The organism is Flavobacterium sp., from assembly GCF_017744675.1.
In the GTDB taxonomy this organism is placed as follows: Bacteria; Bacteroidota; Bacteroidia; order Flavobacteriales; family Flavobacteriaceae; genus Flavobacterium.
The window spans coordinates 927,884-942,929 of the sequence record NZ_JAGIAV010000004.1 but is presented as its reverse complement, the minus strand read 5'-3'; the positions used below and the strand labels follow the sequence as shown (position 1 = coordinate 942,929).

8 protein-coding genes are annotated in these 15,046 nt (G+C 35.5%); 6 read left to right on the top strand and 2 right to left on the bottom strand.

Translation table 11 applies throughout. The features are described 5' to 3' along the window. The first annotated feature begins 11 nt into the window (after positions 1 to 11). The 3 genes from J7574_RS14300 (at position 12) to ppdK (ending at position 7,503) form a co-directional block, all read left to right on the top strand. The gene (locus J7574_RS14300) at positions 12 to 2,786 is read left to right on the top strand and encodes a pitrilysin family protein (RefSeq protein WP_290969691.1); all 2,775 of its coding nucleotides are present in this window, start codon (positions 12 to 14) and stop codon (positions 2,784 to 2,786) included. A gap of 1,298 nt (positions 2,787 to 4,084) precedes the next feature. Then, entirely contained in the window at positions 4,085 to 4,537 is a 453-nt protein-coding gene (locus J7574_RS14295; RefSeq protein WP_290969689.1) for a hypothetical protein, read from the top strand. 212 nt (positions 4,538 to 4,749) lie between these two features. Then, a complete protein-coding gene (gene ppdK, locus J7574_RS14290) occupies positions 4,750 to 7,503 on the top strand; it encodes a pyruvate, phosphate dikinase (protein ID WP_290969687.1) in 2,754 nt (917 codons plus the stop codon). Positions 7,504 to 8,152: 649 nt separating this feature from the next. On the opposite strand, the gene J7574_RS14285 is transcribed toward ppdK, so the two are convergent. Further along, positions 8,153 to 8,743 carry a hypothetical protein gene (locus J7574_RS14285; RefSeq protein WP_290969685.1) on the bottom strand — a complete coding sequence of 197 codons (591 nt, stop codon included), beginning with the start codon at positions 8,741 to 8,743 and terminating at the stop codon, positions 8,153 to 8,155. Between the two features lie 124 nt (positions 8,744 to 8,867). Between J7574_RS14285 and J7574_RS14280 the strand changes: the two genes are divergently transcribed. From J7574_RS14280 to J7574_RS14270, 3 genes are all read left to right on the top strand, one after another. Next, entirely contained in the window at positions 8,868 to 9,449 is a 582-nt protein-coding gene (locus tag J7574_RS14280; protein WP_290969682.1) for an RNA polymerase sigma-70 factor, read from the top strand. A gap of 2 nt (positions 9,450 to 9,451) precedes the next feature. Beyond that, on the top strand, positions 9,452 to 10,408 hold the full coding sequence (locus J7574_RS14275) for a FecR family protein (RefSeq protein WP_290969680.1): 957 nt from the start codon (positions 9,452 to 9,454) through the stop codon (positions 10,406 to 10,408). 88 nt (positions 10,409 to 10,496) lie between these two features. Then, entirely contained in the window at positions 10,497 to 12,860 is a 2,364-nt protein-coding gene (locus J7574_RS14270) for a TonB-dependent receptor (RefSeq protein WP_290969676.1), read from the top strand. Between the two features lie 1,411 nt (positions 12,861 to 14,271). Here J7574_RS14270 and J7574_RS14265 read toward each other — a convergent pair. Then, positions 14,272 to 14,892 carry a hypothetical protein gene (locus J7574_RS14265; protein WP_290969674.1) on the bottom strand — a complete coding sequence of 207 codons (621 nt, stop codon included), beginning with the start codon at positions 14,890 to 14,892 and terminating at the stop codon, positions 14,272 to 14,274. Positions 14,893 to 15,046 lie beyond the last annotated feature (154 nt).

Here is a 15,046-nt window from a genome sequence, read left to right as displayed (position 1 = left end):
AATATAAAAGAATGAAAAAAAATATCATTTTGAGCCTTTGCTCATTTACTATATGTGCAGCATTATCTGCGCAGAGAAATGCAGTTGACTTTAAGAAAATAAAAGAGTTAGGCGGAATTGAAGAATATTTTTATCAGCCTAACGGCATGAATGTGCTGCTTTTGCAGGACAATGTATCTCCTGTTGTAACTGTTCAGATTGTATATCGTGTAGGATCTAAACATGAAGTATTAGGAAATACGGGATCCACACATCTTTTGGAACATCTAATGTTTAAAGGAACACCGACTTTCAATAAAAAAAATGGAAGCACGATTACTGATGTTTTACAAAATACTGGTGCGGAATTAAACGCCACGACCTGGTACGACAGAACCAATTATTACGAAACTTTACCCAGTGATAAAATTGCTCTGGCTTTGCAGATTGAAGCCGACAGAATGCGCAATTCTTTATTGTTGAAAGAAGATAAAGAAGCCGAAATGACGGTAGTTCGCAACGAATTTGAGCGTGGGGAAAACGATCCGAACAGTTTGCTGGATAAAGAAATCTGGGCGGCGGCCTACATTGCGCATCCGTACCATCATTCGACAATCGGGTGGAAATCGGATATTGAAAAAGCCCCAATCGAGGTATTGCATAATTTTTACAATACGTATTACTGGCCGGACAATGCGACTTTAACGATCATCGGGGATTTCAAAAAAGAAAATGTTTTTGAATTAATCGAACAGTATTTCGGCAAAATCACCAAAGCGCCAAACCCAATGCCGCAGCCTTATACCGAAGAACCACAACAATACGGACCCCGTATAATTGTAGTTAAAAAACCAGGAGAACTGGGCGTTGTAAACAAAGCCTTTAAGATTCCAGGCGCATTGCACGAAGATCTTCCAGCTTTGAATATTTTAGGTGAAATTATCGGTTCGGGCCCTTCGGCTGTTTTAAGCAAAACTTTCGTGGATACCCAAATGGGAATTTATGCTTACGCAAATGCCACCAATTTTAAAGAAGTCGGACTTTTTACCATTGGCGTTGGATTTCCGACATCCTCAAAACACGAAGATATCGATGCGAAAATAAGCGAAGTGATTGCGAAAATCCAGAAAGACGGCGTAACACAGGATGAAGTAAACCGCGTAGTGGCAAAAATTAGTGCGCAGACTATTTTGAGCCGTGACGGATCAGGCGTAATTGCATCAGATTTAAACGAAGCCATTGCATCAGGAGATTGGACAGATTATGTAACGGGAGTTGACCGGTTAAAGAAAGTAACACCCGCAGATGTACTTCGTGTAGCGCAAAAATATTTAGTCGAAGATCAAAGTACAACCGGATATTTTGTTCCGGAACAATCCGGATCAAATGATCGGGATCAGGCAAAAGCAAGTAATTTTAAACCGGAAAATGAACCGTTTTATTTCAGACATCCAAATCATGAAAATCATGATAATGAAGAAGTATCTGAAAATATTATCAAATCAGATAATAAAACTGTAAAAGAAACAGATTCACATCCCATAACAATTGAAAAAAGAACTTCGGCTTATAGGAGAGAAAAGGTTGCTGGAATTGATGTCGTTTCGGTAAAAACCTCAGCAAAAGATTTTGTGACCGTTGCAGCGAGTATTTCACTTGGGAATTATGCCAATGAAGGGAAAAATTTGATGATTCCTTCCTTAACAGTTTCGATGCTGTCTAAAGGAACCACTTTAAACAATAAATTTAAGTTTTCTGAAAAACTGCAGAAACTGGGTGTAGATATCAATATTAATGCTTCAACGACCAAAATCAATATTGGATTTAAATGTTTGAAAAAAGACCTGGATCAGGTAATTGTTTTATTGGCAGAAGAAGTAAGAAACCCGCTTTTTGACCAGAAGGAATTCGAAAATTTAAAACTGCAATTTACCGGAAATGTACAAGAAAACCTGAACGATCCGAAAGAGAGAGGAAGCATTGCCCTGGCCCAGGCAATTTATCCAAAAGCAAATCCGAATTACAGTTTAAGTGTGGAGGAAGATTTGGCGAATATTAAAAATGCCACTTTAGAAGAAGTAAAAGCATTTCATAAAAAATATTTCGGACCAGATTCGATGCATTTAGTGATTGTAGGCGATACAGAAGGCGCTAATTTGAATAATTCTTTAAAGAAATCATTCAAAAACTGGAGTGGCGGCGTGGTAGAAAACATGAAGTTTGAAGAAGCGAAAAAAGCAGCTTCCACAACCCAGGTAATTACAATTCCAGAGAAACCAAGCGCGGAATTGTTTATCGGACAATATACAGGTCTAAAAAGGGCAGACGCGGATTATATTCCGTTTTTCATTGGAAATTATGCTCTTGGCGCCGGTTTTGCAGGACGTTTGATGCAGACGGTTCGTGACAACGACGGATTAACGTATGATATTTCATCAGACTTGGGCGGAAATATCACAACAGGAGGTTACTGGTTTGTAAACGCTTCGTTTAATCCAGCCTTATTTCAACAAGGACTGGACGCTACAATGGTTCAGGTCAGCAAATGGGTAAAAGACGGCATCACGGCAGAGGAACTGGAAAACAAGAAAACCAACCTGATCGGAAGTTTTAAAGTAAGCATGGCGACCACAAACGGAATGGCAGGAACCATTTTGAACTTTATGGATAGAGGTTTAGAGCCGAGTTACATCGAACAATTTCCAAAAGATATTGAGAAAGCAACCTTGCAGCAAGTAAACGATGCGATTAAAAAATACATTAAGCTCGACAAAATGATTATCATCAAAGCGGGTTCTTTGGATTAAATTGGAATCTTTTAAAGTTGATAAAATTTTAAAGAAAGCAACAAAATTATAAGTGTAGATTTTCGCTTTTTCGGCCTTTTATTTTAAAACTTGAATTAGTAATTCATTTTTCGAAAGGAATTTAAGAGCTGTTGTAAAGACAGCTCTTTTAATAGAATATTTAATTTACCATTAAAAATTAATGTCGGTTCTCAAATACCGCCATTAGCTAATACTATAGCTACTTTCAATGGTTCAAATACAGATATCCCCGTTTTAGAAAGCATCAATATAAAATTAAATTTGAATTTCAATGTAAAAGGGAAGGTTATTAATTCAGTAATCAACTCAATGCTAACGATGTATAAGTTGGACGAAAATTTAAATACACAAAAATTTGCTGAATAAATAGAAAAGTTCAGGACAAGGCCATAGTCCGATCAATTAAATATAACCCTAACTTTTGGAAAGATAATCCTATAGTTAAGCAAACAGCCTTAGAGGATGCATTTATAAAAATGATGGAAACTAAATCAGCATTTGGCTCCATGATTGATAAAAAATAATGCGCAACCTATCAAGATTATAACAACTTATTGAAGTTGATATTCCAAAGATAAATTATGGAAGAATCTTTTAAGTACTAGTTTAATGTTGCGGGTATTTGTTAGAGGATTCGGAATAAAATTAAGCAATAGCAAAAATAGAGCAAGCCTAAAAAAGACAAAAATGAAGAGTTTAAAATTAAAAAGAGCGTAGTTAAAATAGAAAGTTTAAATGTTTGATTTTCAAAATTTATAATCATAAATAAAGGTTTAGCTCTCTTATATGCTGACTTGATTAGAATGGAAAAAAATATTCATTCAATCACTTATAATAAGTATTAACCACTTAGAAGCATATGGTACAAAGAGAAGTTTTAAAAAATTAAAAGCACCAGATTGGACGATTAATATTTTCGTAATTGTTGTTTACAGATACAGAGCAATGGTTTTCAAAAGGTTCATTTTTAAATTGAATTAGTACGAATTTTATATAACTAACTTGGAAACCTTGATAAAGAGCTGTCAAAAGCAGCTCTTTTAAAAAAATATATGATAACACATTAAACTATTTTATTCACAGCGCGGTATACTTACTTCTTCTATTAGTGAAGAGTATTTTCAAAATTCATGATATTAAAAATAAAGAAGGGATAATGTTTTAAATTATATGGAAAATATTAAAGCTTTTAAAAATTAAAGAATTTTTATTTAAGAATATAAATGTAAGTGTTGTGACAATTGTGGAAAAAGCTTAATCTAAATTATTATCAGTAAATGAAAAAAGTGATTAATTCAACTATATATACTAGTGATTCTGTACAAAAAATGTACCGTAAATTCTTTATGCTTAACCCAGCTGCAATTCTTGGGGGGATTTGTGGTACTCCTGAAGTAAATTTTACTATTTTAAAAATGAAATCTGCAAAAATAGGAAAAGAGAAGCTTATTTTTTTCAATGATGGATCAACAGCTATTTATTATTTTCTTAGTACTAATAAAGACGTTTCATTTTCAGTTCATATGAATGAATTCAGTTCCAGCCACTTTGAATTTCTTGATGCAATGCTCTGTCATTATAATTTTTTTAGATTAGATTCGGGTTGTACCAAAATAGAATTATGCCTAGAATTTAAGATCAAGTCGGGATTTTGGATGGTGGTCTTTTATTTAATGTTTTATAGGAAACTTCAGGGTAGACTTGATAATATATTGGACAAACAATTTTAGTAACTGCTATTTTTCATTTTGAATTATTGCAATTATTATTTCAGAAACTATAGTTACTAAGAATTATTTGGCTGATGATCAAGAAATATCAAATACAAAATTTTAAAACGTTTTCTACTAAAATTAAATCAATTTTATGATGTGATTCTAATAATTACTTAAAGATATAACTATTAATAACCAATAACCTATAATAACCAATAACCTAAATCATGACCAATACAGAACAAACGGTATACACTTTTGGCAATAATAAAGCAGAAGGTAATGCCTTAATGCAAGATCTTCTCGGTAGTAAAGGAGCTAAATTATGTGAAATGGATCTGTTAGGAATACCAGTTCCTGCTGGATTCATAATTACTGCAGAAATCTATAAACTATATTTTACTGAAGGAAGAAAAGCAGTACTAAAGCGTATCAAAGACGATGTCAGAAATGCTATTCAAGGCATTGAAGTACAAATGGAAAGCTGCTTCGGAAGCATAGATAACCCTTGTCTATTATCAGTTCAATCCAGTTCACATATATTAACAAAAGGATTAACAAGCAAGGTGTTAAATCTGGGACTTAATGATCGCTGCATCGATGCACTTATTAAAAAAACCGGTGATGCATACTTTGTATGGGATTCTTATCGCCGATTTATTCATATCTATGGTCAGACAGTCTTAGGTAAAGAAACTTTATCTCAAGAGAATTATGATCCATTTAAAGAAATAACAGAGAAGATTAAAAGAGAAAAAGGGATTACACCAGATAATGAGTTTTGCGTTGATGATCTAAAAAAACTTGTTTCTCTTTTAAAAAAAACGTTTAAAGACAAAACAGGACTAGAGTTTCCTCAAGATCCTTGGGAGCAGCTGTGGGGAGTAATTATCGCTGTTTTTGACAACTGGATCAATAAGCGGGCTATTTCTTACCAACGTCTCGACTGCATTTTTGAAGAATGGAGTACGGCGGTAATAGTGCAGGCAATGGTCTTTGGAAATATGGGTGAAAAGTCTGCGGCGGGCCTTGCTTTTACGCGTGATGCTTCGACAGGGATGCGTCTTTTCAATGGACATTTTCTAATCAAGACAAATAAAGGAGATGTGATTAAAAAAATTCAAACACCACATCAAATTACTAGATATTGTTCGGAGAGATGGGCTAAAATGACGGGGATCTCCGAAGAATTACGTTTATCAAACTATTCTTCTTTGGAAGAAACAATGCCGCTTATTTACGCTGAATTGTCTGCAATAGCTGATCAGTTGGAAAAACATTATAAAGATATGCAGGATATCAAATTCATAATTCAAGATGGCAGACTCTGGATACTTCGGACCAAAAATGGTGCAAGGACAAGTACTGCTATGGTAAGAATTGCAATGGACATGCAGAAAGAGGGACTCCTTACAGAGAAGCAGGCTCTTTTAAGGGTTAATCCCTATAAATTAGATGAGTTGCTGCATTCTGCATTTGATCAAAGAGGCATTAAGCAGGCACTATTAGTGGCAAAAGGTATACCGGCTTCGCCTGGTGCCGCTGCGGGACAAATTGTATTTTCCCCATTTGATGCAGAACAGTGGATAAACAAAGGTAAAGATGTCATTCTTGTGAGGGAGGAGACCACATCTGAGGATTTAAAAGTTATGACGGCAGTGCAGGGAGTTTTAACCGTCAGGGAGAATATGAATTCGCATGCCGCAGTCGTTGCCAGAGGTGTGGGAAAATGCTGCGTGTTCGGTGCGGTATTACTTGAAATAGATTACAAAGAACGTACTGTCGCTGCTGGAGACTTAATTTTAAGAGAGGGAGACTGGATTTCACTTGATGGATCTACAGGAAAAGTGTACCAAGGGAAGATTCAAATTACTAAAGCTGTCTTAAGTAAAGATTTCGATAAATTGATGATTTTAGCAGATCGGTATGCGGTTATCAAAGTGAGGGCCAATGCTGATACACAACAAGAGGCTGTTGCTGCCAGTAAATTTAATGCACAGGGGATTGGACTATGCCGTACAGAGCGTATGTTTTTGGAGGATAGTAAAATTGAAGCGATGCGGGAAATGGTACTAGCTAAAAACCTTCAGGGACGGCGTGATGCATTAAATAAATTGCTTCAGATGCAACGGAATGATTTTGAAGAAATCTTTAAAGCAATGAATGGTCTGCCTGTCACAATAAGGCTTCTTGATCTGCCTATTTATAAATTTGGATCACGCGAATTGACAAATAATGAGAAATGCATAAAGCAGAGCCAAGATAGTGTAGATTCTATACAAGATAAAACAATCTCAATACCAGAGGTCGTTCCCATGCTGGGACATCGAGGATGCGGTTTGGGAAGTACCTATCCGGAAATTACCGAGATGCAGACAAGGGCAATTCTGGAAACGGCTTTGGGCCTTAAAGAAAAGGGAGTCGGGGTTTTGCCTGAAATATTGATACCCCTTACAACAGCAGAAGATATAGAAATGCAGAAGAGCATCATCACAGATAGTGCGGAAGAGGTTTTTAAACGGTATGGAAGCCGGATAGATTATCGGGTTGGAATCATGGTTGAGATTCCAAGAGGTGCTTTAGCGGCGGATTGTATTGCAGAATTTGTTAAATTTTCATCTTTTAACACAAATGATCTTACACAGATTGTTTTTGGTTTCTCAAAGGACAATACGGATAAATTCGTTCCTCTATATTTGGAAACCGGCAGTATGAAAAACAATCCTTTTCAGGTATTGCAGCAAAATACACTAAGAGAGCTCATTAAATTAGTTTTTAAAAAGCCATTGGGAGCAAGACCTGATCTTAAAGTTAGTATCCGGAGCGAACATGGCAGGGAACCTTATACTATTGAATTTTGTCATTTGGCAGGCTTGCATTATGTCAGCTGCTCGCCTTATAGAGTGCCTATTGCACGTTTATCTGCAGCCCAAGCGGCAATTAGGCAGGAAGAGATTACTGGTGGAATTTATTTAAGATAATTCTAGTGTACTTAAACTGATTTTCAAGTTGCAATTTTTTTGTATAGCGTCTTAAAGTAGTTTTGGTAATCCAAATGATTACTTCTTGTAAATTAAGATTTACAGTGTAGTTTACGCAATATGGAATAAGTAATTAACTTCAGATAAATCAATGTCCGTTACATCAGAAATTCGGTGATGTGGTACCGGTTATAATATTGGGACAAATAAAATCAGAGCAGGTATCATTCCAGTAATTGATTTTACTTTAGGTGCAGTAATTGGTAAATAAAATGATGTTAAGTTCATTATTGTGCAGTCATTGGCAAAAAGAGGAATGATTTTGTTAGAAACTAAGAGAGTGTTTTCAAAAACCAATACAAAAAGATAAAAGAAACAACATCAAAGTTGCTTTTGTAGAATAATAACGTTATGAGATGAATATATTTGACAATGAAATAAAATGTAGTTTTTGTAAGTATAAATCTATAAATAATAAAAAAAATAATATGTGAAATTTAAATTTATAACTCAAAAAATGTTTTTTTGAGCAGTATTACATTTTAACTAGATCCGTTTTTATGTAAAGACTAAATGGCTAAATATTTAAACTATTTAGCCATTTATGAATGTTAAAAACAATTTGTTTTTTCAGCCTGATAATTATTACTTAAAATTTATAGTTTAATCCTATGCTTAAATACCCCCTGTATCCGTATCCTATTTCAGCAAATCCGCCAAGTTTTTTACCTGCACGAATACCCACGGGATTAACCTGGAAGGCAAAACCAATCCCATCATCTTTAATGCATGGCTGGTTAAGCTTTTGTAGTTCTCCAGCCTTCACAATAATACCTGCAGCAGCTGAACCATAAAAATCCAGCCAGCCTGTTTTTATGTAACTAAAGGACATCGTTGGCATTACCATCATGTAGCTGTCGGTTCTCTTAGCAATAAATTTGTAATTTTTATCTCTTACATCGATTTCTTCTATTTGAAAAACGATATCAGCGCCCACTCTTATTCGTTTACTGATTTGATTTCTATAACCAAAGCCTAAATTTCCAGAATATGTTGTCCTAGTATTTAGATCTGCTCCCAGACTTGCGGAAGAAAATCCACTTGAAAAACTTTCTCCATAGCCCAACGTTGTACCGTCGCTAAAGCTTATGTTTATTTCATGTTTACCCTTTTCTTGTGCTTTTACAGCAAGTGTGCTGAATGTTAAAAAAACGGCACTTACAATAATTGATTTTTTCATCGTGTTAAATTGTTTTATTTAGATTAACGGCAAAAACTATTTACTGCCTATTGTTAAGACGATAAAAATTAAAATACCCCTATACGCTAAAAAAAAATAAAATTCATTATAATTTTTTTATGATATGAATGATGAATTAAAGCATTTTAAACAATTATTCTATGAGCTTTATCAGCCATTATGCAATTATGCTCATAAGTACCTTCAGGATCGTGATGAAAGTGAAGATGTAGTGCAGGAACTGATGATTAAAATATGGGAAACCCGCCAGGATTTACTTTATGAAAAGGGGCTTAAATTTTATCTGTATACAGCTGTTAAGAACCGGTGCATATCCATTTTGAGAAAAAAAATATATATGCTTGACATTGATGAAATGTCTGCCGATATTGCAGAAGAAATTCCTGAAACCAAACCGCTAATAAATCCGGACCAGCTTGTAGAAAATGCATTTAATGGAATTCCTCCAAAATGTCTTGAAATTTTTAAACTAAGCCGTATCGAAAAATTAAGCTATAAGCAGATTGCGGAAAAATTAGAAATATCCGTCAAAACAGTAGAGAATCAGATGGGCAAAGCCATCAGACATATACGGGAGTTTGTTAAAAAGCATCCCAACTTAATTCTTTTGTCTAAATATTGGTATTTTAGTCATTATATGATGGGGGTTTTAAAAGAATTTGTGTTTTATTTAAAAGAGGTATAGCCATGGACAGCCAAGATATTAATGTATTATTAGCAAAGCATTTTTCAGGAGAAATTAAACCTGAGCAAGAAGCTGTATTAATGAATTGGATAAAAAATAATCCTGATGAATATATTTCGCTTAAGATTTTTTTTGCAGAAAGCCAGCAGTTAGATTCTGTTCAGTTATTTGAAACAAACGATGCCTGGGAACGTATAGCTCCGCATTTATCCTCTACAAAGGGAAATGTATTTCAATTGTACAAAAAATACATCTACGCCACAGCAGCTGCCGCAGTTTTCATTTTAATAAGCACGTTCGCCTTCTTATATGCGAATACCGGGATAACTATTAAAACAGCCAATGGAGAGGTAAAAAATATCGAATTGAGTGATGGCTCTTTAGTTACGCTGAACGACAATTCAAGTATTACCTATAAAAGGTTTTTATGGAACAGCCGCACTGTCAGCTTAAAAGGAGAAGCTTTCTTTCAGGTAAAACACGACAAAATCAGGCCTTTTTCTGTAAATACGGGCACCCTATTAGTAAAAGTTTTAGGGACCTCTTTTGTTGTCAAAACAACAGAAAAAGAAAAATCGGTGGCAGTGGTTACAGGAAAAGTGAACGTTACCGCCAATCCTATCCAACAAACAGTCGTTTTGGAGAAAAACCAGGCGGTTCATTACGCTTCCAGCAGGTTAATTAAAAGTGGCACAGCCGATAAAAACTTACTTTCATGGAAAACAAAGTCACTTTCTTTCGACAATACCCCGCTTCAAAAAGCATTTCAGGATATTGAAAGCTGCTATCATATTAAAATACATCTGGAGGAGCGAATCTCTGATTCCTGTACAGTTACCACAAATTTTAAGAACGAATCAATACAAGAAATACTTGAAGAATTCCGTTTATTGTTCGGGCTTAGTTATACACAAAAAGGCAATACTATTTGGGTTAAAAACATATCGTGTGAAAAATAATTTTTTCAATAATAATCTTTTAACCATTACACTCTATTTTGCATTTTTTTTTTGTGCCGAATCTTTACAAGCGCAAAAAAACGTCTTAATGGAAAAAAAGATTATTATCGAAAAAGAAAAGGACAGTATCGGAGCTTATATTAACGCCATTATAACACAAGGAGTAAATTTATCCCTAAGTAATAACAAGCTCAATCTTGGCAAACAGATAAATATCAGTGCAGGTACTTATAGATTGAGAACGCTTCTAAATCTTATTTTTGCATCAGAACCTGTAAAATTTCTTGAGAGAGACAGTAAAATTATTATTTACACGGTTTCGCGAGTTCCTGATCCATTTACTATTAGCGGATTTGTTTATGCCGCAGACAGTAAAGAAGCACTGCCTAACGCTACTGTACGTGTTTTGAATACGAACATTGCTGTTAATTGTAATGATTATGGTTACTATGCTATAACATTACCAGAAAACAGATATATCATAAATGCGAGTTATACCGGTTTTAACTCGCAGACAGATACGATAACAGTAAACAATACGATTAAAAAAAACTTCAATCTTGCAATGGGACTGTCCCTTGCCCCGGTTGAGATCAGGCCATCAAAAAAATCTTTAAATGAGATTTCCAGTACAATAGATGCCCAGCATGTTAACGCTCTTCCATTTCTAATGGGACAATCAGACCCGTTAAAACTTCTTACGCTAAAATCAGGCACCTACGGATCTTCTTTAAACGTGAGAGGAGGAACATCTGGCCAGAACCTGGTTTTATTGGATGGTGTTCCTATTTACAACTATAATCATTTTATAGGTTTATCATCCATCTTCGATTCGCAGGCCGTTAAGCAGATAAACTTTTTCAAAGGCGGCTATCCGGCCCGTTACGAAGGAAGGCTCTCATCGGTCATAGATGTGAAAACAAAGGATGGCGACATGCAGTCCTATCATGGTGCTGTTAACATAGGCTTATTAACAGGATCTGCTGTGGCTGAGGGACCTATCATTAAAGATAAGATGTCTTTTATGATCAGCGCAAGGAGAAGCTGGCTCGATGCGTTTAATCGCGGCAATAATTTTAAATATAACATGTATGATGCCTATTTTAAGGTTAACTATTTTATTGATTCCTCCAACAGAATCTATCTTGGCGCCTATACAGGCGGTGATCTTATCAGTTCAAGTCTTTTTAACGAACCATTTCACCTTACATGGAATAACAGAGCGTTTTCTTTACGTTGGAACAGGGTTTACAGCCCCAGGTTATTTCAGAATTCAGTTCTGTTATTAAGCAGCTATAATAACCTCTTTGCAGATGATAATGAGAAAGAAACCATAAAGTTCCGCATTACAGATGTGGGTATTGAAAACAACCTGAATTATCATTGGTCGTCATTGCTAAACAGCTCGATAGGCTTTAGAATTAATATGACCTGTTTTTCTAATAAAAATATGGAGCGGGATCAATTGATAAAGTCATTACATTTCAAAACCTATTGGGATAATGACGTAACATTTTCTGATAAATTTCGGATGAAATCAGGTCTTCATTATGCAGTATTTTTAACAAACAGCAAAGTTTATAATTCTTTTCAGCCCCGTATCAATTTTGTTTATCAATATAATGGCACCAATAGCTTCTTTGCATCGTTTGCTGTAATGGAACAATTTTATCATCAAATCGTGGAAGATGCATATGCCCTTCCAACAGATTTACGTATGCCGAGTACAGATCAGCTGCCGCCGGAAAAAGGTTCTATTTACGAAATAGGGTACGAAAAAACTTTAAGCAAAGGGTATCTCAAACTAGAGTTTTACGAAAAAAAATCCTCCAATATTTTAATGCATCAGCCCGGTTTTAATACTTCGGATAAAATTGCAATGCAGCCGCCGCTGATCGGATTTGGAAGCTCGAGAGGTTTGGAGCTTGAGTTCTCCAAACGGTTTAAAAAGTTTGATGTACAAACATCTTATACCCTCAGCAGATCAGCATTGAGGTTTCCGGCAATAAATAATGGTCAGACATTCAGCTCTCCAAACGATATAACCAATCAAATAAAAGGAACTGTTAACTGGAATTTTAATCAATTTTGGGTAATATCAATGATGTTTAACTATAGTTCAGGTCATCTGGTATCTGCGCCAGATTCTTTTTCATATAGCGATAAAAAAAACAGCTATGTAATGGCTCCAAACCAGAGCAGTGAAATATCAAGGCCTTATAACTACCGTTTACCGAGAAATTACAATATCGATATTGGTGCCTCAAAAACAAAAAAAATGAAATCTGGCTGCCAGACCAGATTGTATTTTGGAGTTAATAATTTCATAGGACAATCCCCGCCGTTTCTCATTGACACAAGTTTAACTGATGGCACATTTAATTTAGAACAAATTAGGATGTTTAAGTTTTTGCCTTACGTTGGATATACTTATATCTTTGGGGCGGAGTAATTAATGCCCTGCTTTTTTAAACGATATTTTTATAAAAAACGGTGGCTTATCAGGAATCGCTTTAAATATTGATCAGAGGCCTCACCATAGAGATTTTGTATTGAAAACAGCAGTTGTTTTGATGCTGTCTGCATATCATTTTTGGCTTGTTCAAAATCTGCTGATTCTTTCTTAACCTCTTCCGATAATTGCTTTTCGGCAGCAAGGCATAGATGGAGCGTTTTTCATTTTTTCTGTCAAAGGATTATGAAATAATCAAGCCCGCAGGCGCACCTGCATCAATCAAGGCGGAGACCGCCCTTGCGATACCCTTGATATGGCGGCACTGCGTTGCGGCCGGAATGATAAAGAAGTTCCCGGATGTTGATTTTCCGTATTCTGGTATTGTGCCGGCCAGCTGAAAACTCTGGCGGGCCGGAGCAGCAGTTTTAAAACTTTCAGCCGTTTATTTTATCCATATGGTAACGCGAGAGCCATTTTTCCATCCGCTGCAGAAGCCTTATTTCTTCAGGATTGCCTGTGGGATCCAAAAGCCCTGTCAGTGTCCTTGAGTAGTGGAATTTCCTGTCCTGAAATTCGCAGGTAAATTTAGGGATTTCATTATGGGAGACCATCCAGCTGCCGGAGGCTGTTTTTTTTATTTCGAATTTTTTCATGCTCTGCCGCACCCTCAATGCCTTGGTACGCCTTATTTTTATGTGAGGGGCAAAAATAGGGCTTTATTTTTTGTTGGCGGCTGTTTGGCTTAAGCCTTACAAGGGGGTGGGTTTTTGCTGCGGGATTGTTTTTAAGGGCTGGTGCCGCTGCGTTAATTGTGTCAGGCGGTTTTAATTTAATTTAATTTTAATTTTTTTGGAGCTTATCCCGCTATGCGCTCCAATTTTCCGCGCCGAACCCCGGCGCAGAAGTATTTCCGCTTCTATCGGGGCTAGGATGAGCTATAAATAAGTAGACCTGTATATTATTTTTTATTTGATGAGATAATCCCACTGTACATTTAAAGTAAGTCTGTTTGTCTGTCGATTTGTCAAGATGTACATATTTGTTACTTATTATTTAAAAGGGGGATTTTTGCGTGTATACCGTACTTTTTTAAATGTTAGATTTATGGTACATGTTTCTGAATCTGAAAAAGGTCGTTTAAAAAAGGAGTAATATTACCATTGTCTTGGTATTTGTGTTTTTGTATTAATGATGCAGTTATTTACCGATCTTTTGATCTTAGATCCCTAAAGATTAAAGAGACCTCCAAGTTTGATTTTGGAGCTTTGTTTAATAATATAGAGCAGTACATCCATAAACCTTACTTTGAAACCCTTTAACAGCAGGCTATAAAACCTTTACAGAAAAGCAGTTTCAATCAGGAAAGTCAGGAAAGTTAATTAATTTTTTAGATCTTTTTCAGAAATATTTACTGATAACACGCTTCGATATTATCAGGAAGTAAAATAGGATTTAGTTTTTTTCTTATTTTTTCACTGCTCAAAGAATAACAATTACCGGTAATCGCATTTGATATGTAAGCCTCCAGTCTTTTTTTCGGATCTGCTTTTTCTATCCATCCTGCTTTTTTCTCCATATCATTTGTTTGATAAGGATATGCTCCATATGTATATTCAGCCAAAAGGAGGAAAAAAACCTGATCATCCTTAAGATTTTTATTGCGCCAGTCTCTAATTTCTTCGCTTGTCAACTTATCCAAAGAATTTACCGTATAGGAGTTTGTATAATTATGCTGTACTTCTTTTAAAAGTCTGTTCCATGTATCCCTGGCAGCTGGGTAAGCCTTTTTTAAATCATCGGGTATTGCGTTGTTTTTAGAATAAACTAAGTTTATATCTTTGATCACGTTGCCTGCTGCCTGTTTATTGAAAATATCTATGCCGTAATCGCATTGTGAAGAACCTGTAGATTCCGCGGTTTCATCAATTTTGCCGTCTGTCCCATTATGAGTTTTTTTTGAACAGCAAAAAGAAAATAATATTGTAACTAATGGCAATAATATTAGGCGATTTGTGAGTGTATATTTCATAAATTATAAATTTAATTATCTTATTTAAAAATAGTTTCCTTTAATTCTGTTCTAATATATACTGTTTGTTGGAAGGAGTTCTAACGAAGAGCTTAATGCTCACCTTTATTTGGTTTTTGTCAGCCTTTGCGGTTTATTGCTGCGGCGGGCTTAT

Coding starts and splice junctions, on each gene's coding strand:
- J7574_RS14285 (WP_290969685.1), bottom strand. CDS start 8,743: ATGAAAAAATCAATTATTGTAAGTGCCGTTTTTTTAACATTCAGCACA.
- J7574_RS14270 (WP_290969676.1), top strand. CDS start 10,497: ATGGAAAAAAAGATTATTATCGAAAAAGAAAAGGACAGTATCGGAGCT.
- J7574_RS14295 (WP_290969689.1), top strand. CDS start 4,085: ATGAAAAAAGTGATTAATTCAACTATATATACTAGTGATTCTGTACAA.
- J7574_RS14275 (WP_290969680.1), top strand. CDS start 9,452: ATGGACAGCCAAGATATTAATGTATTATTAGCAAAGCATTTTTCAGGA.
- ppdK (WP_290969687.1), top strand. CDS start 4,750: ATGACCAATACAGAACAAACGGTATACACTTTTGGCAATAATAAAGCA.
- J7574_RS14280 (WP_290969682.1), top strand. CDS start 8,868: ATGAATGATGAATTAAAGCATTTTAAACAATTATTCTATGAGCTTTAT.
- J7574_RS14265 (WP_290969674.1), bottom strand. CDS start 14,892: ATGAAATATACACTCACAAATCGCCTAATATTATTGCCATTAGTTACA.
- J7574_RS14300 (WP_290969691.1), top strand. CDS start 12: ATGAAAAAAAATATCATTTTGAGCCTTTGCTCATTTACTATATGTGCA.